The sequence below is a fragment of the Actinomycetota bacterium genome (assembly GCA_040757835.1).
Classification (GTDB): domain Bacteria; phylum Actinomycetota; class Geothermincolia; order Geothermincolales; family RBG-13-55-18; genus SURF-21.
Genome location: JBFLWJ010000011.1, coordinates 51,510 through 69,219, shown reverse-complemented (window position 1 = coordinate 69,219; position 17,710 = coordinate 51,510). Strand labels below are relative to the sequence as shown.

16 protein-coding genes are annotated in these 17,710 nt (G+C 63.2%); 3 read left to right on the top strand and 13 right to left on the bottom strand.

Translation table 11 applies throughout. The annotated features are described in order from the left end of the window. Position 1 precedes the first annotated feature (1 nt). Positions 2–1,231, top strand: a complete 1,230-nt coding sequence (locus tag AB1384_10120; protein MEW6554629.1) for an MFS transporter — start codon at positions 2–4, stop codon at positions 1,229–1,231. A gap of 314 nt (positions 1,232–1,545) precedes the next feature. Here AB1384_10120 and AB1384_10115 read toward each other — a convergent pair whose 3' ends face one another. The 7 genes from AB1384_10115 to AB1384_10085 all read right to left on the bottom strand — a co-directional run bounded on the left by AB1384_10115 (position 1,546) and on the right by AB1384_10085 (position 9,234). Then, on the bottom strand, positions 1,546–2,529 hold the full coding sequence (locus AB1384_10115) for a dipeptide ABC transporter ATP-binding protein (protein MEW6554628.1): 984 nt from the start codon (positions 2,527–2,529) through the stop codon (positions 1,546–1,548). Further along, complete coding sequence (locus tag AB1384_10110; GenBank protein ID MEW6554627.1) at positions 2,526–3,536, bottom strand: ABC transporter ATP-binding protein; 1,011 nt, start codon at positions 3,534–3,536, stop codon at positions 2,526–2,528. Before AB1384_10110 ends, AB1384_10115 begins: the two co-directional genes overlap by 4 nt. Positions 3,537–3,538: 2 nt before the next feature. After that, complete coding sequence (locus AB1384_10105; protein MEW6554626.1) at positions 3,539–4,534, bottom strand: ABC transporter permease; 996 nt, start codon at positions 4,532–4,534, stop codon at positions 3,539–3,541. Position 4,535: 1 nt separating this feature from the next. After that, positions 4,536–5,498 carry an ABC transporter permease gene (locus AB1384_10100; protein ID MEW6554625.1) on the bottom strand — a complete coding sequence of 321 codons (963 nt, stop codon included), beginning with the start codon at positions 5,496–5,498 and terminating at the stop codon, positions 4,536–4,538. A 117-nt stretch (positions 5,499–5,615) separates the two neighbouring features. After that, the gene (locus AB1384_10095) at positions 5,616–7,229 is read right to left on the bottom strand and encodes an ABC transporter substrate-binding protein (protein MEW6554624.1); all 1,614 of its coding nucleotides are present in this window, start codon (positions 7,227–7,229) and stop codon (positions 5,616–5,618) included. A 312-nt stretch (positions 7,230–7,541) separates the two neighbouring features. Beyond that, a complete protein-coding gene (gene dut / locus AB1384_10090; protein MEW6554623.1) occupies positions 7,542–8,012 on the bottom strand; it encodes a dUTP diphosphatase in 471 nt (156 codons plus the stop codon). A 442-nt stretch (positions 8,013–8,454) separates the two neighbouring features. Next, a complete protein-coding gene (locus AB1384_10085) occupies positions 8,455–9,234 on the bottom strand; it encodes a cyclase family protein (GenBank protein MEW6554622.1) in 780 nt (259 codons plus the stop codon). A 147-nt stretch (positions 9,235–9,381) separates the two neighbouring features. On the opposite strand from AB1384_10085, the gene AB1384_10080 reads away from it, so the two are divergent. Next, positions 9,382–10,467, top strand: coding sequence for a hypothetical protein (locus AB1384_10080; GenBank protein ID MEW6554621.1), 1,086 nt, complete (start codon positions 9,382–9,384; stop codon positions 10,465–10,467). A gap of 220 nt (positions 10,468–10,687) precedes the next feature. After that, the gene (locus tag AB1384_10075; GenBank protein MEW6554620.1) at positions 10,688–11,338 is read left to right on the top strand and encodes a hypothetical protein; all 651 of its coding nucleotides are present in this window, start codon (positions 10,688–10,690) and stop codon (positions 11,336–11,338) included. Between the two features lie 6 nt (positions 11,339–11,344). Here AB1384_10075 and AB1384_10070 read toward each other — a convergent pair whose 3' ends face one another. From AB1384_10070 to AB1384_10045, 6 genes are all read right to left on the bottom strand, one after another. Beyond that, positions 11,345–12,415 carry a hypothetical protein gene (locus AB1384_10070; GenBank protein ID MEW6554619.1) on the bottom strand — a complete coding sequence of 357 codons (1,071 nt, stop codon included), beginning with the start codon at positions 12,413–12,415 and terminating at the stop codon, positions 11,345–11,347. 131 nt (positions 12,416–12,546) lie between these two features. Continuing rightward, a complete protein-coding gene (locus AB1384_10065; protein ID MEW6554618.1) occupies positions 12,547–13,254 on the bottom strand; it encodes an ABC transporter ATP-binding protein in 708 nt (235 codons plus the stop codon). Then, on the bottom strand, positions 13,247–14,050 hold the full coding sequence (locus tag AB1384_10060) for an ABC transporter ATP-binding protein (GenBank protein MEW6554617.1): 804 nt from the start codon (positions 14,048–14,050) through the stop codon (positions 13,247–13,249). Before AB1384_10060 ends, AB1384_10065 begins: the two co-directional genes overlap by 8 nt. After that, positions 14,047–15,021: a branched-chain amino acid ABC transporter permease gene (locus AB1384_10055; protein MEW6554616.1), complete on the bottom strand. Its 975-nt coding sequence runs from the start codon at positions 15,019–15,021 to the stop codon at positions 14,047–14,049. The genes AB1384_10060 and AB1384_10055 overlap by 4 nt, the downstream gene beginning before the upstream one ends. Before the next feature lies 1 nt (position 15,022). Then, positions 15,023–15,880, bottom strand: coding sequence for a branched-chain amino acid ABC transporter permease (locus AB1384_10050; protein MEW6554615.1), 858 nt, complete (start codon positions 15,878–15,880; stop codon positions 15,023–15,025). A gap of 148 nt (positions 15,881–16,028) precedes the next feature. After that, entirely contained in the window at positions 16,029–17,231 is a 1,203-nt protein-coding gene (locus AB1384_10045) for an ABC transporter substrate-binding protein (GenBank protein ID MEW6554614.1), read from the bottom strand. Between the last annotated feature and the right edge of the window lie 479 nt (positions 17,232–17,710).

The window sequence follows — 17,710 nt, the reverse complement described above, 5'->3', positions numbered from 1 at the left end:
CATGAGCGCGACCGCCGCCGCCAAAGCTCCCTTGAGGGCCAACCGCCAGCTGATGGTCCTGCTGACCACGCAGAGCATCGGCTACATCGCCCGTGGCATCTACTTCGTGGGGTTGCCGCTATTCGTGCTGGAGCGCACCGGCTCCGCCTTCTCCATGAGCATCTCCCTGCTGCTGGGTTTCGCGCCCTTCACCATCGCCGGGCCCTTCGCGGGGGCCATCGTGGACAGGTTCTCCCGCCGGGACCTGCTCATCGTGGGCAACCTCCTCTATGCGGCCTTCCTGTTCGTCCTGCCTTTCGTGCACGCCGCATGGCTCATCTACATCATCGCCTTCACCGCCTCCCTCTACGGGGTGGTCATCGCCAACAGCATCTCCGCGCTCATCCCCGAGCTGGTGGATATAACCCAGCTGGCCAGGGCCAACTCCGCGTATTCATTTTTACGCTCCGTAGATTTCCTGGTGAGCACCCTCGCGGCCTACTTCCTCATCAAGGCCATGGGAAAGGCCGACATCTTCTTCGTCTCCGCCGCCCTGATAGCCGTGGCCGGGCTCGGTTGCCTGGCGCTGAGGAGGGACCGCGTCGAGCGGAAGGCGGCAACGCCAGGGGGCCGCGAGCACGTGCCCGGCGGCTTCAGGGAAGCCCTCAGGATCATCTGGAGGGACCGCCATATGCGCAGTCTCACCCTCATGCACGTGATGTTCATGCCCATCTTCGGGGCCTTCGAGGTCTTCCTCCCTCTCTTCTGCGAGGACAAACTGGGGCAGGTGAATTACTATACCCTGGTCAGTGCCAGCCTGGGGGCGGGGCTGGCCCTGGGCAGCATCTTCACCTACCGCCTCCTCGGACGTTTAAAGCCTCTGAACCTGGTCTTCGTGAGCTTCCTGGGATACGCGGTGTGCATGTTGCTGCTCTCGGGCAGCGGTACGCTCGTCCTGGCCCTGCTGGTGTGCCTGGTCATGGGGATAGTGGACGGCTTTGGCTTCACCACCTACGAGTACCTGCGGCAGCGCGTGGTGCCCTCTGCCTACCGGGGACGGGTGTTCGCGATCATGGACGCCATGGTGCTGCTGCCCATGCCCCTGGGATACCTGGTGGTGGGTTACTTCGCCGAGAGGACCAGCATCACCACCATCGGCATCTGGCTCAGCGCCATCGGGTTCGTCCTGGCCTTGCTGTGCTTCCCCCTCACCCGTAACCTCCCCGAGCTGAAAGAAGAGCTGGGCGGCTAGGATTCAGGTCTTGGATCTTGGATTCCATATTATGGTATATATTGCAAAAGTGTAGTATACAGAGGCGTTAATCAGGTGAAAGCCGTCAACATACCGGGGTACCCAAAATCCAAGACCTGGACCCCTATATTCAGCGAACTAAGCTTCGTGGTTTGCAGCGCGGAAGCGCGGCGACGCCCGGAGGGCGGCGGTACGGTGCCAGTCGCCTGGACAAGTTCAGGCCAGCGCGAGGATTTCTACGATTGACTTCATAGAACTTGTCTCAGGCCTGGCGCGCGTTCCGATGGAAGGAGCTTCCTGCGCAACATCTGCCGTTATGCGTTCTCCGGAAAGAAGCAGGCGGCGAGGTGGCCGGGTGACTTCTCCTCCAGGGGCGGCTCCTGCTCGGAGCAGATGTCCTGCTTTTTCCAGCACCGGGTGTGGAAGCGGCAGCCGGTGGGGGGATCGATGGGGCTGGGCACGTCGCCCTCGAGGATGATGCGCTTCCTCTCCCTCTCCTTCACCGGATCGGGCAGGGGCACCGCCGACATCAGGGCCACGGTGTAGGGGTGTTTGGGGCTGCTATAGAGGAGGTCGTGTTCGGCCCTCTCCGCGATCTTGCCCAGGTACATCACCGCCACCTCCTCGCTGATGTGCCGCACCACCGAGAGGTCGTGGGCGATGAAGATATAGGTGAGTTGGAAGTCCTCCTGCAGCTCCTTGAGCAGGTTGAGTATCTGGGCCTGGATGGAGACATCCAGGGCTGAAACGGGCTCGTCGCAGATGATCAGGCTTGGATTGAGAGCCAAAGCTCTTGCTACCCCGATGCGCTGCCTCTGCCCACCGGAGAACTCGTGGGGATAGCGGAAGAGGTGCTCCGGCTGCAGCCCCACCACGTCCAGTAGTTCCTTGGCACGGTTCACCCTCTCCTCCTTGGTCCCCTCCCCATGGATTATCATGGGCTCCATGATGATGGCGCCCACGCTCATGCGGGGGTTGAGGGAGGCGTAGGGGTCCTGGAAGATGATCTGCATGGACCGGCGCACCGCCTGCATGTCCTTGCGTTTGAGCTTGAGGATGTCCCGGCCACCGAAGATGACCTCTCCCTGGTCCGCCGGGATGAGGCGGAGCATGAGCCTGGCCATGGTGGACTTCCCGCACCCCGATTCCCCGACCAGCCCCAGGGTGGTCCCCTCCTTCACGTCCAGGGAGACCCCGTCCACCGCCTTTACCGTCCCCCCAAGCTTCGAGAGTATGATGCCCTTTCCCACCGGGAAATGCTTGACCAGCCCGCGCGCCTCGACAAGTGTCTCCGTCACTTCGCCACCTCCCGCCCGTGCTGCTCGAAGTCCATGGCGAAATGGCAGGCGGAGAAGTGGTCCGGCTCCGCCTCCACCAGGGGGGGCTCCTCGTTGTCGCAGATTTCCTCGGCGAAGGGGCAGCGCGGCGCGAAGCTGCATGCCGGCGGCAGGTTGATGAGGCTGGGCGGCGAGCCCCCGATGGTCATCAGGCGGTCCCTCTTCTCGTCGAGGCGGGGCACGGAGCGCATCAGGCTCCAGGCGTAGGGGTGGCGCGAATTGTAATAGATGCGGTCTATCTTCGCGTACTCCACAACCTTGCCGGCGTACATGACCAGCACCGTCTCCGCCACCCCGGCGACCACCCCCAGGTCGTGGGTGATGAGCATCACCGCGAGGTTCTTCTCCATGCGCAGCCGCCCGATGAGCTCCATGATCTGGGCCTGGATGGTCACGTCCAGGGCGGTGGAGGGCTCGTCCGCGATGAGCATCTTGGGCTCGCAGGAGAGGGCCATGGCGATCATGGCCCGCTGGCGCATGCCGCCCGAGAACTCGTGCGGGTACATCTTGTAGCGCTTCTCGGCCTGGGGGATCTCCACCATCTCCAGTAGCTCGATGGCGCGCTGTTTCGCCTGCTTGCGGTCCAGGCCCAGGTGGACCATGATGGGCTCCCTGATCTGGTTGCCGATGGTGAACACCGGGTTGAGGAAGGTCATGGGGTCCTGGAAGATCATGCCGATGTTGTTGCCGCGTACCTGGCGGATCTCCTTGTCCTCCATCTCCAGCAGGTTCCTGCCCTCGAAGATGACCTCCCCCTGCTCGATCTTTCCGGGCGGGTCGGGGACGAGGTTCAGGATGGAGAGGGCGGTGACGGACTTTCCGCACCCCGACTCCCCCACCACGGCCAGGGCCTCGCCCCGGTGCAGGTCGAAGGAGACGCCGTCCACCGCCTTGACCACTCCCTCCTGGGTGTGGAAATAGGTCTTCAAGTCCTTGACCTCAAGCAGCTTGCCGCCGTTCGTATCCACTCTCAGACGCTCCCCTTCAGGCGCGGGTCCAGGGCGTCCCGCAGCCCGTCACCCAGGAGGATGAAGGCCAGGACGCTGATGACTATCGCCGTCCCGGGGATGAACATCATCCACGGGTCGGTGGTGTAGAAATCCAGGTATTCGGTGAGCATGTTACCCCAACTCGGCGCGGGCAGCTGCTGGCCCAGGCCCAGGAAGGCCAGCCAGGCCTCGGCCAGGATCGCCCCTCCCACCCCCATGGTGGCGTAGACGATGATGGGCTGGATGGCGTTGGGCATGATGTGCTTGCGGATGATGCGTGTGTGCCCCGCCCCCATGGCCCGCGCAGCCTCGGTGTATTCGTTCTCCTTCACCGAGAGGATGGAACCGCGGAAGATCCTGGCGATGGTCGCCCAGCCCAGCACCCCGATGGCGATAAAGACGTTTATCAGACCCGCACCCAGCACGGTCATGATGGCGATGGCCCCCAGCACGGTGGGAAAGGCGAAGAAGACGTCGGCGGAGCGCATGATCACCGAGTCGCCCCAGCCCCCGAAGTAGCCCGCCAGGGCTCCGAAAAAGAGGCCGATGACCAGGGAGATGGCCACGGCTACGATGCCCACCTCCACCGAGACCCGGCTGCCATAGATAAGGCGCGAGTAGATGTCGCGCCCCAGCTGGTCCGTGCCCAGCCAGTGCTCACTCGATGGTGGCTGTTTCACCGCCTCCGCCTTCTCCGCCGCGGTCTTCGACTGGTCTTGAATGGTCTGGTACAAGGGGTCCCAGTTGGCCAGCAGGGGAGCGAAGATGGCCACCAGGAGCATGACGACGATGATGCCCAGCCCGATCATGGCCAGGACGTTATGGCGCAGACGGTACCAGACGTCGCTCCAAAGGGCGGTGCGTCCGTGCACCTTCTCCTTCTCCAGCTCCTGCTCGAACTCCTCGATCTCGGGTCCGAGAAAGTCGGGCTGCTCCCTCCCCATGCCGAGGTCGTCGATATCCTTGCGGTCGGGCATATCAGGTCACCTCCTCCCCCCCGCCCAGGCGGATGCGTGGGTCGAGGAAGGCATACGATATGTCCACCACCAGGTTGATGAAGACGAAGATGAGCACCAGCACGAAGACCAGGCCCAGCACCATGGGGGCGTCCCTCTGCAGGACCGCGTTGTAGAGCTTGTGCCCCACCCCCGGCCAGTTGAAGATGAACTCGGTGAGCACGGCGGCCCCGATGAGCACCCCGAAGTCGATTCCTATGTAGGTAACCACGGGGATGAGCCCGTTCTTCAGTGCGTGCTTGTAGGTGACCCTGCGGTTGGAGAGCCCCTTGGCGCGGGCGGTCTGGATATAGTCCTGGCGCATCACCTCCAGCAGCGACGATCGCTGCATGCGGGCCACGTAGGCGGTGGAGATGGCCGCCAGGGCGACGGCGGGCATGATGTAGTACTGCATGGATGCGGGGAAACCGGTGCCTGGAGGCGGGGCCCCGGCAGCCGGCAGCCAGCCCAGCCACTGGGCGAAGACGAGCTGGAGTAATCGCCCGATCCAGAAGATAGGGAAAGCGACCAGGACCGAGGTGGTTATGGTCACCAGCACGTCCCAGAAGGAATAGCGCGATATGGCGGAGATGATGCCGGCCAGAAGGCCGAAGATGACGATGATGACCTCGGCGACGAGGGCCAGCTTGATGGACCAGGGCAGGCTCTCCGCGATGATGTCCATGACCGGGCGCTTGTAAGTGTAGGACTCGCCGAGGTCGAAGGTGGGGAGGCCCTTGAGATAGAGCCAGAACCGGGTCATGAACGGCTCGTCCAGGTTGTACTTATCGCGGATGTTCTGGAGCATCTCCTCTGTGGCCCCCTTGGGCGCGCGCATCAGAGCCACGTCCCCGGGGAGGATGGACATGAGCAGGGAGATGAGAAAAACGACGCCGATCACGACGATAACCGTCTGGTAGAGCCGGCGCAGAATGAAAATAAGCATCTAAATCGAACGACCTCTCCCTGTTACTATGAGAGCATTGTTAAGTTAGCACACGGAAAGGGGGCTCGCAAGGATTCTCGCGAGCCCCCAACTGACCTACATCAGCCGTTTTTCCTGCTATTCCGCGATGAAGTACACCCGCTCCATGGGAGTGAGGTCGTCGGCGCTGCGGATGTATCCACCGATCCCGTCCCCGTAGACCCGCGACGTCTTGTAGTACATCAGGGGGATGATGGGGGCGTCCTCGAGGACCATGCGCTCCACCTGCTGGTAGAGGTTAAGCCTCGCGGCCTCCTCGGCCGTGCTGCGCGCCTCCTCCAGCATCGAGTCTACCTCGGGGTTGTTATACATGGTGAAGTTGTCAACGGACTCCGACTGGAACAATGGGTAGAGGAAGTTGTCCATGATCGGGTAGTCCGTCAGCCAGCCCATGCGGAAGAAGGTCACCTGCCCGGCCTGGATGAGGTCGAGGTAGCTGCCCCACTCATAGCCTTCGAGGGTGACGTTCACGCCCACCTCGGCCAGGTTGCCCTGGATGAACTGGGCCGGGTCCTCGTGCCCGCCGCCGGTGTTGTATCCCAGCGTGAGCGCGGGAAGCCCCTGGCCGCCGGGGAAACCGGCGCTGGTGAGCAGCTCGTTGGCCTTGGTCACATCGTAGGTGTAATCCGAGGCGTCCTCCTGGTAGCCGGGGATGGATGGGGGCACAATGCCAGAAGCCGGGATGCGCTGGCCCTCCATGACCACATCGCACAGGGTCTGGCGGTCAACCGCGTAGTTCAGCGCCTGGCGCAGGTCGCGGTTGTTGGCCCACGGCGCGGCGGTCATGTTGTAGCCGTAGTAGTAGATGCCCATCATGGGCACGAAGAGGGCGCGGTCGCCGTATTCCGCTGCCGCGGCCTCGAACTGCCCCTGCGGGATTTGGCAGTCGTTGAGGGTGCCGGCTTTGAAGTCCTGCCAGGCAGTCTCCTCCTCCATGTAGATCTTCCAGACCACGGAGTCCAGGTAGGCCGCGTCGCCGTAGTAGTCGTCGAACCTGCTGGTCACCACCTGCTGCTCGTGCGTCCACGAGTCGAACATGAAGGGGCCGGTCCCCACCGGGTTCTCGCTGAAGTTCTCGCTACCGACCTCCTCGACTACCTCCTTGGGGATGGGCGAGGTAACGGGGTGAGCGGTATGGTACACGAAGTCGGCGTAGGGGTAGGCGAGGGTCACCTTGAAGGTGTAGTCGTCCACCGCCTCGACGCCTTCCAGGGACGTGGCCGTGCCGGCCTGGAACTCGTCGAAGCCCTTGACCGGCGCCAGGTGGTAGGCCACCTCGCTGGCCGTCGCCGGGTCGCAGACGCGGTTCCAGGAATAGACGAAGTCTTCCGCCGTACACTCGCGGCCGTTGTGGAACTTGACGCCCTTCTTCAGGTTGAAGGTGATCTCGGTGGCGTCGTCGTTGATCTCGTAGGACTCCGCCATGGCGGGCGTGAGCTCCATGGTCTCCGGGTCGTTGTCCATGAGGCCGTCGAAGATCGCCTTGCCCACGGCGATGCCCTCCGACTCCTGCAACTGGGCTGGGTCGAGGGAAACGGGCTCGGCGTTGAGGCAATAGTAGAAAGTACCGCCCTGCTGCGCCTTGCCGCCGCCTCCTCCCTCTTCCTCGCCGCATCCGCTGTACATGATGGCCATGGTAGCAGCCAGGACCGTCACCAACAGCAGGATTGCGAATAGTTTGCCTTTTCTCATGCATGACCTCCTTGCTAGAGTCTCTCCCACACTTTTTCAGGAATACCTTTCGTGCAAGTCACATATTTGAAATACAATCCTTGCTCTCACCCCCTTCATCCGGTAGAGGTCCCCGGAATTCACGCATCACCGCGTGCGATGCTGAGTGGATAACGAGCGGATGTATTAGGTAGGAATTCACCCCCTCCGTTTACCGGCTCGGTTGTCTGCTGTCGACTTTCCCAGACAATTATATGAACACTCCACAGAGCATGTAAAGGAGGGCCGTCCTGCACCCGCGATAAACATGCGATAAGCGGCCTCACCCTATTATTAGAGGCCGGTGGAGCCGAATCCTCCCTCGCCGCGCGCGGTATCGTCAAGCTCGTCCACCACATCTATCCGGGCCGTCTCCACCTGTTGCACCACCATCTGGGCGATGCGGTCGCCCTTCTTCACCGTGAAGGGCTCTTTCCCCAGGTTGACCAGGACGACCTTGACCTCACCGCGGTAATGGCAGTCTATGAGGCCCGGGGTGTTGACGATGCTGATGCCGCTGCGGGCAGCCAGCCCGCTGCGCGGCTGCACGAAGGCGGCGTAGCCCTCGGGCAGGGCCATGGCGAACCCGGTGGACACCAGGGCCCTCTCCCCCGGCTCCAGCACCAGGTCCTCCGCGCTGCATATATCCAGGCCGGCGTCGCCCGCGTGGGCGTATGCGGGGGTGGCCACCTCCGGGTCGAGCTTGCGGATGCGCAGCGGCACGCCGCCGCCGGCCGGTTTCACGGTCCGCTCTATCTCCACCATGGGCACCAGGCCGTATATGCCCAGGTATTCGCGGAGGACGCGGACTTCCTCGATGAGCTCCCCGGGGGCGATGGCCTTCTCCATCACCGTCCCCTGCAGCTCCAGCTCGAAGCGCCTGCCGGGGAGGAACTCGTAGACCAGGCGGTAACGCCCGGATTCGGCCTCCCGGTACCCGCCCCGCTCCAGGTCCAAGGGCTCCACCTCGTAATGGAGTACCGTCGAGCCCTTGGTGAGGATGCGCACCGCGTCACGGTAGAGGAAGATACGCGGCGGCGCGGAGCGGTAGAAGCAGGGCAGGTAGATGGCGGCGGGATGGGACGAGTGAATCTCGGCGATCCTCTCCATCATCTGTGCAAGCTGCTCGTCTACTTCCCTGACCTCGTCCAACGCCTCCTCCAGCTCTCGGTCCGCCCGCTGCTGGACATTATATAACAGACCGCCGTCAGTCCTCGATGAGGGCCACGGCACGTATCCAGCCCGCGCTGGCCTTCTTTATCTTGATGGGGAAGCAGAAGAAGGTAAAGCCGTGGGGCGGCAGCTGGTCCAGGTTGGTCAGCTTCTCGATATGGCAGTAGCCCTTCTCGATGGACGCGAAGTGGCCCTCCCAGATGAGCGAGGAGTCGTGGGTCTCCTCGAAGTCTTTGGCGATGAGGGGCAGGGGGCGATCCCAGGACCAGGCGTCGGTGCCGGTTATCTTGACCCCGCGGTCCAGCAGCCACAGCGTGGCCTCCTTGCCCATGCCGCAGCCCTTGAGGAGGTAATCCGGCTTGCCCCAGTATTTATCCGCGCCGGTCATCACCAGCACGATGTCCCCTTCCGCCAGCTCGTAGCCCATCTTCTCGAAGGCCTCCTCCATGTCCGCGGCCATGACGCGGTACCCGTCCGGGAAGTGGCGGAAGTCGAGCACTACCCCGGGGGCCATGCACCACTCCAGGGGGATCTCCTCGATGGTGAAGGCGGGGCGCCCCCGGTCCATGGTGGGGTGGTAGTGCCAGGGGGCGTCGAGGTGGGTGCCGGAGTGGGTGGCCAGGGTGAGGATCTCCACCGCCCATCCCAGACCTCCCGGAAGGTCTTTGGCGGGGTCTATGCCGGGGAAATACTCGGCCATGGAGGCGGCCCCGGCCTCGTGTTCCATGTACAGGACTCTGGGGATCATGGCCGGTGGGTCGGAGGGAAGGCCGTCCTCGATGGTGATGCTGAGGTCCACAAATCTTCTACCCATTTTTACCTCCTGCTCATGGGCGTTGTCCGCCACGCAGCGGCTTTCTCACTACTATACCCCAAGCGAGACGGGCGTTGCCGTACCGGCTCAAGAGAAGAGCAGGCACCATCGATAGATATGGTATACGGCTTTAAGCGGAAGGGGACGGTGACCAAGATGGGCGAATGGGAGAGATGTCCGGAATGCGGCGTGCCCGCGTATTTCACCCGGGAGCACAGCTGGCTGGACAATGGTGATATCGTGCACAGCCGGGATAAGGAGCGCCGCCTCGTCTTCATTGAGAGCGAGAACATCGACCCGCTGTTCATCGGCATCGAAGAGCTCATCGGGGTATCCATAGAGCGCATCGTCATCGCCTGCGTACAGGAGAACGACCGCATGCGCTTCGGGCTCTTTATCCCCCACGAAACGCGCGAACGCATACGCAGCCGGGAGACGGACTACCGGCCCGTCCTGGACACCTTCCTGGTCATCTCCCGCGACATGGGGCGGGGTAAGCTGGAGGTGGTGGACCTGCGCTACCAGGGGGACGCGGACGACTTCTGCACCTTCCGCATCTCGGAGCCCTTCTCCCTCCCCCTCACCTGCGGCTCCCGCGCCGCCAGCATCGAGGCCATCCTGGGCTACGCCCACGACGTCACCTACGAGCAGGTCTCGCCCAAGGTATACGACATCACCATCACCCCCGCCCGCGACTGCGAGGGACAGCAGGACCGTATGTTCCGCGACGACTACCAGCACCGCGGCGGCGGCGTCGAGCTGGAGAGGTGCCCGTCGTGCGGGGGGCCCCGGGCCCTCGCCGCCTTTAAGTGGCACCAGGACCGGGGGGTCATCGTCGACGCGTCCACGCAGCGGCGCATGGTCATGACCACGCCCTTCGAACTGGACCCGGTCTTCCAGGAGCTGGAGGAAGAGCTGGGCGAGACCATCCCCGGCATGGTCGTCGAGTCACAGCGCCGCTACACCCGCGAGAACTTCCACGCCCGGTGGAACATCATGGACGAGGATGACTTCCGCGCCCAGTTCGCCCTGCGGGGACTGGGTAACGTGAAGGAGGTCAAGGCGAGGAAGAACGGCCTGGGAATGCGCCTGGACAACGCCGTCCTCCACCTCATCGTCGTGGGATACATGCAGGGAGCCTTCGAGGCGGCCACCGGCACCACGTCACGCATGGAGTGGGAATTATCCGGCGGCGGCAGGCTGGAGCTGGAGGTCAGACCCGCCGGGTCTTGAAGCGCCCGGTCAGCCAGGACCTGTCTCGATTATGTAGCCGGCTCGAGGACCGGCTTGGCCGCGGTGGAGCGCATCCTCCATGCGGCCTTCCGTAGTGAAAACCGAAAGAACGCCATTAACAGAAACTTAACAGGGACATTACCGGCAACTAACACTTCCGACCTATAACTATCCATAGATAACCGGAAGCGGATGCGAACGAGAAGGAGGCAAGGCAGCGATGGATACCGCCAAGGAGAGGACCTGGACCACGGGTAGGATACTCGCCGTGGTCATCCCTGTTTGCGTGGCCGTCATCGCCACCGTGGTGACCCTGGCCCTGGTGCTGGGAGACGGGGGCGGCAAGGAGGAGGCGAGTGGGGACACGGCCGGCGCCGGGGAGATGACCGACGCCGAGGAGGAGATGATCGAGACCTACGAGGAGATAAAACAGGATGCGGATGCCGCCGTGGCCGAGATGGAGGACCTGGAGTCGCAGGAGGCGGCCTCGGACCCCGATGCATACGAACAGGAACTGGAGGAGGCGCTGACCGCCTACGATCAGCTCCTGGCGGACCTGGACGAGGCCGCCAACGCCGCCATAGAGGTGTCGGAGGACTATGAGGAGCTTTACGCCTACATCAACGACTATTACGAATACCTCTACGGCCTCACCGAGCAGGCCGTAAGTGAGATGGAGAACCTGCTGGCCCTGGTCCCGACCATGCAGGAACTGGAGCAGGCCGAAGGCCCCGTGGAGAGGCTGGAGAACCTGCCCGCGGCGATTACCCAGGCCCAGCAGCAACTCGCCTCCTCCATAAAGTCGCTGGTGTCCGGGTACGCCTCAGCCCTCGCGCAGATAGAGGCGAACGTAGAAGCGGCGATGCCCTAGGGAGCCCTAGGGGGTTATCTCCGCCACCAGGTCGCCATCGGGTTCGATGCTCCAGGCGTGGTGTCCCCGCTTGCCGGTCACCAGCTCGAAGACGGCCAGGGCCAGGCCGACGATGTACTCGGGGACGGAGGGATTGGACATGCGGAGCTGCAGGTTCTCCTCGCTCACCTCCAGGCTGGTGATGAGGCCCAGGCCGCGGATGGCCGCCAGGAAGCGCAGGCCCTCGTAGCCGCTGCGGGCCTCCTCCGCGCTGAGGGCGGCAAGGCCGTTCTCCCTCTCCACCTCGATGATGGCGTCGGAGACGCGCTCCCCCAGCTCGTGGGCGAGTTCAGCGAAGACGGCCCGCATCCCCGAGGTCCCGAAGAAAGCCAGCCTGCGTCCGCTCCTGCCGTCCTTGATGATCCCCCGCTCCAGGTCCCAGGCGAATTCCTTTATCTCCAGGGGGGTGCCGCAGGCGGAGCACCGCTTGAAGGACATGTCCCCATCCTTGCCCGCGGCCTCCTCTTTGATGTGGAAGGACTCCTCCGTAAGGTGTTCGTGGCGGACGGTCACGTCGATCTGGTGCCGCCGTGAGTCCAGCGCCTGCATGGTGGTGGAGGCGGGCCGCTTCTCCAGCACCTCCGCGGCGCCCTTGAAGTCGCCGCAGAAGAAGGGCAGGGAGTAGGGGTCCTCGATGTAGACGGTGACCCGCTCGGGGCGCCCGCGGCGCGGGTACTGTCCGCCCACGGTTATCTTGCCGTAGCCCATGACCAGCCCCTGGGACTCGATGGTCTTGATCATGGAACGGTAGCCGATGAAATGGGCCAGCAGGTTGATCCCCCACGGCAGGGTGCGGTGCAGAAAAGCGCGGGTGGCGCGGCTCTTGGAATCGATGACCACCTCCCAGATGTGCTCGGTGGTCACCCCGAGCTGCTCCGAGAGCCGGCTCCACAGGCGGTCCAGGTTGTCGCACTCGAAGAAGATAAGGCGGTGCATGGGGTCGTTTTGCTGGGTGATGGTGCCGTTGGTGTTCCAGCTGAGACTGCGCGCGATGCCCAGGGGGACTCCGCACTCCCCACAGGTCCTGGTGATCTTCATAACCGCATCCCCCCAAACAGGTCTACCCAACAGCTTTCGCCAACATCGAAAGGCCCTTGTCCGCCTCTATATCAGCGCCGCTGACGGTGGTCTCAGGTCAGGTCCTCCGGACGGCGCCCTCCGGGCCGCTCTCAGGCCCCGATATAGGCCTTCTTCACTTCCTCGTTGTCCGCGAGTTCCTCCGCCGTGCCCTGCAGCGCGATACGCCCGTTCTCCAGCACGTAGCCCCGCGAGGAGATCTCCAGCGCCATCCTTGCGTTCTGTTCCGAGAGGAAGACGGTGACCCCCTTGCGGTTGATGCCGGTGATGGTCTCCATGATCTTGGTTACGATGAGCGGCGCCAACCCCAGCGACGGCTCGTCCAGCAGCAGCAGGCGCGGCCGGCTCATGAGGGCGCGCCCGATGGCCAGCATCTGCTGCTCGCCGCCGGAGAGCGTGCCGGCGTCCTGGTCGCTGCGTTCCCCCAGGATGGGAAAGAGCTCGTACACCTCCTTGAGGGCGGCGGCGATGTCCGCCTTCTCGCGGTGGCGGGAATAGGCGCCCATCATGAGGTTTTTCTTCACCGAGAGGCGCGGGAAGAGCTTGCGTCCCTCCGGGCACAGTGAGATGCCCATGCGCACTATCCTGTCCGCCGGCCTCTTGCTGATGACATCCCCCTCGAAGGTTATGGTCCCCTCGCTGGCCTTGATCAGGCCGCTGACGGTCTTGAAGAGGCTGGACTTGCCGGCGCCGTTGGCGCCGAGCAGGCAGATGAGTTCTCCCTCTTGCAGGTCCAGGGAGACCCCGCTCAGGACCTCGTGTTTGCCTATGAAGCTGCGGACGTCTTTCATCTCAAGCAATGCACTCACCCAGGTAAGCCTCGATCACCGAGGGGTCGTCGCACACCCGCTGCGGGTCGCCCTCGGCTATCTTCACCCCGAAGTTCAACGCCACGATACTGTCCGCCAGGGTCATGATCATGCGCATCTTGTGTTCGATGACGCAGACGGTTATCCCCTTGGCGCGGATGCGGTCGATAAGCGCTATGATATTATCCGTCTCCTCCATCCCCACCCCGCCCGTGGGCTCGTCCAGCAGCAACAGCCTGGGGTCGCCCATGAGGGCGATGCCAATGGCCAGCCGCTTCTGGGCCTCCTGGGGAATGGAGCCGGCCGGCGCGTTGGCGTACTGCCCCAGCCCTGTGAACTCCAGTACCTCCAGCACCTTGGCGGTGGTCTCGTTCTTCTCCCGCTTCTGCCGGGGAGTATGCAGGATGACGTCCCAGAGGCCGGAGCGGGTGCGCATGCGCCGCCCGATGACCAGGTTGACGTAGACGGGCAACTCCTCGAAGAGCGCCGTGGTCTGGAAGGTGCGGGCGATGCCCTCGCGCGCGACCCGGTACGGCTTCCAGCCGGTTATATCTCTCTCCGTGAACACGTCCTCGCCGTTCGCCGTTTCCTTCTCCGTGAACACTATCCTTCCCGAGGAGGGCGGGATGGTGCCGCCGATGAGGTTGAAGAGGGTGCTCTTGCCCGCGCCGTTGGGGCCGATGATGGCCATGATCTTGCCCTCGGGCACCTCGAAGTCCACCTTGTTCACGGCCACGAGGCCGCCGAACAACCTGGTCAGTCCCTCTACGCGCAGCAGCGTCGTCATTCCAGCACCTCTTGCGTCTTGCGCCCCTTGTATTTGGATTTCGCCCAATCCCAGAACTGTCTGGCGCCGCCCACCAGGCCGCGGGGCATATAGATGATGACCACGATGAGGATGAGCCCGAAGAAGAGGTAGCGGAACTCCTCGATGCCCTTGATGCCGATCTTCTTCATGTAGTCCAGCAGCCAGTACAGCCCGACGGCCCCTATCACCGGCCCCGAGAGGGTCGCCGCCCCTCCGATGAGCAGGAAGATGAGGATGTAGAACGAGTTCAGGTGCATGGTGATGGTCGGGTCCAGCTGGCCGTTCTCGAGGGCCAGCATGGAGCCCGCCAGCCCCACGAAGAAGCAGCTCACAACAAAGGAGAGCAGCTTGGTGCGGAAAGAGTTTATGCCCGTCGCCTCCGCCAGGTTCTCGTTACTGCGGATGGACATGAAAGTCACCCCGAGCAGCGACTTGACGATGAAGCGCATGATGATCAGCGTAAGGATCAGGCAGCCCAGCACGAAGTAGTAGCGCGCCCACCTCTGCTGCAGGAAAACCGGCTGCGGCACCACCTGCCCCTGGATGCCGCCGGATAGCCACTTCCAGTTGTCGAAGACCTTGTAGACGATGACGTTGAAGCAGAGGGTGACGATGGCGAAATAGGGGCCCTTGGTGCGCAGCGATGGAAGCCCGATGAGCAGGCCGATGAAGGCGGTGATGAGGCAGGCCAGGGGCAGGGCCAGCCAGAAGTTCAGCCCGACCCGCTGCGCCAGGATGCCGAAGGCATAGGCCCCGATGCCCATGAGGGCGCCATGGGCCAGGGAGGCCTGCCCGGTGTAACCCAGGATGAGGTTGAGGCTGAGGGTGGCGATGGCCCAGGCCATGGCCAGGGTCAGGATACGGACGTTGTACTTGCTGGTGATCCAGGGTATGGCCGCGGCCAGTCCCAGGAGGATGAAGAGGGCGATGGCCTTAACGTACTTGGCCACCTCAATCCCTCCCCCGGAAGAGGCCGGTGGGCCGGATGGCCAGGATGATGATGAGCACCGCGAAGGCGAAGACGTCCTTGTAGGCGGATGAGATATAGGCGATGGCCATGGCCTCGATGATGCCCAGCAGGTACCCGCCCACGATGGCCCCCTTCATGCTGCCCAGGCCGCCGATGACCACGATGACGAAGGCCTTGAGGATGAGCACGCTGCCCATCTCGGGGGAGATGAAGGCCAGCGGGGCCATGAGCACCGCGGCCGCGGCGGCCAGCGCGGTGGCAATGGCGAAGGTGAGGGCGGAGATGCGGTTGACGCTTATCCCCACCAGCGAGGCGCCCTCGCGGTCCTGGGCCACCGCCTCGATGGCCGTGCCCAGGCGGGTGCGCTTGATGAACAACTGCAGCAGGATGATGAGGACGATGGCGCCGACGATGACGATGAGGCGCTGCGCCTCCATGGTGATGCCCGCGAACTCCAGTGTCCTGTCAATGGGCTTGGAGACGCTGAGGGCGTTGGGCTGGATGCCCCTGACCAGGGTCTCCAGCACCAGGATGAGGCCGATGGCCGCGATGAAGGTGTTGATGTGCGGCTGCCCCCGCAGGGGCCGGTAGACGGTCCTCTCGACCACCGTCCCGGCCACGGCCAGCGCGGCCATGCAGATGAGGAAGGCGATCCAGTAATTGATGCCGGCGAGGACCATGAGTATGTACAGCAGGTAGGCGCCGATCATGTACATGTGGCCGTGGGCGAAGTGGGAGATGTCCAGGATACCGAAGATCAGGGTCAGGCCGAGGGCGACCATCACGTACTGGCTGCCGAGCTGGATGCCTATCACCAACTGGTTCAAGAAAAAGGACAATTCCCCTCCCCCAGGGACCTCCTCGCGTTACCGCAACAACCGTTCCTATTGCTTCGTCATCGCCGGTACGATTATTTAGCGGGAAGCCCCCGCGGGGGGGGCTTCCCTCAATACATTCGCTTCTTTCAGGCTTGCCCTGATGATCGGGCTATTTCAGCCACCACTCAATCGGTTCCATCTCCACGAACACGCCCCCCTCCACCATGGTGGCGGTTCCCGGCATCCACAGGGCCCCGGTGGTGGTATCGATACCCTGGTAGCCCACGGGGTATTGCTCGGGATCTAGCACCGCGACGCCGCTCTGGTCGAAGCCTTCCCTGATGGCCGCCACGTCGTCCACGCTCTCCGCCGCTTCCATGGCCCTGGCCAGGATCATCATCCCGGAATAGGCGATGGCGCTCTCCCAGGTCGTCCTCTCGCCGCCGAATTCGGCCACGTAGTCATCGTTGAAGGTCTTGAGGTATGGCCACAGGTCGAAGGCGTCCTCCACCGGCAGCACGCCGATGGCGCCCTCGAGCTTCTCCATGCCCGTGGTGTCGGCGATGACGTCCAGCTTGGCCTGGTCGATGACGATAAAGCCTCCCTTGAAGCCCAGGCTCCTGGCCTGGTCTATCACCAGTGCGGTCGGGTCCGAGGGACCGCCGCAGAAGATGACGTCGGGGTTGGCAGCGAGGACCGTGGTCAGGTAAGGCGTGAAGTCGGACTCCGTGTAGTAGCTGGCGGGAGCCTTTGCCACTACCGTTCCTCCCGCGGCTGTCCAGGCTTTTTCCATACTCGAACCCCACAGGTCACCGTAGGCCCCGGTGGTCTGCAGCATGCCCATCTTCATCCAGCCCTTGCCCATGGCCAGCTTGATCCACTCCGGGATATAGACGGAGAAGGGCGGGGGCAAGGTGATCATGTACTTGTTGACCTTCTGCGTGTACAGGGGCACGCTGGTGTAGGCCATTACCAGGAACTCCTCGCCAGGCTTCTCGTTGATGCCGATGAGCGGCTGGATGGAGGTGGCCACGGGATCGAAGATGGCCTGGATGTCCTCCTCGAGGATGAAGCGCTGCGCGTTGGAGAGGGCCGGCTCCGGCGTTGCCTCATCGTCCGCGGCGAGCAGCTCAAAGACGTAGGTGGTGTCGCCGATGGTGATTCCACCTTCCTGGTTGATCCTGTTGATGGCCATTTCCAGTCCGTCCTTGATGTCCTGCCCGTAGGCTGCCGCAACGCCGCTGAGCGGAGCGGTCAGCCCTATCTTCTTGGTGGTCTTCTCACCGCCGCCCCCGCTTTCTCCGCACGAGGCCAGTCCCAGGGTGACCATCATCAGGGCCACGATCAGCACGATGATCGCTTTCAGACGCATTTTCTCAACCCCCCTTGTCCTTGATCTCTCTTCTTACCTTACGGTCCCGTCTCAAGATCTTGCTGTACTCCGGCAGTACGAGGTTAAAGGTGTATCCCCGGCTTATGGGAGCCTTGCGGGCATACCTGTGCTGTGAGAGTCGTTCTGTGCTTGGTCTGGCGATGGACGATGTGGTGGATCTTGTACGGCGTAAAGTGTCTGGATCAACTGCTTCGAGAGATTTGTCCTGCTGGTACGCTCCCGGATTTTTTGCTCTGACATCACCTCCCCCGCAACGCAACTCGCCGGTTGATGCCCTTATTTATACCCATTTGCGGAAGCTCGCTAACGCCCTCGTTATCAGTATATCACGGGCGGGTGACCGTTCGATCGGGACCGGACCGGATACTGGCCGCCCGCATACGCTAGTGCGCTTCATATTATTATTCTTTGCCTGTACTGGTTGTCCTTCCGCCCGCCGCCATGACCGCGCATGCAGC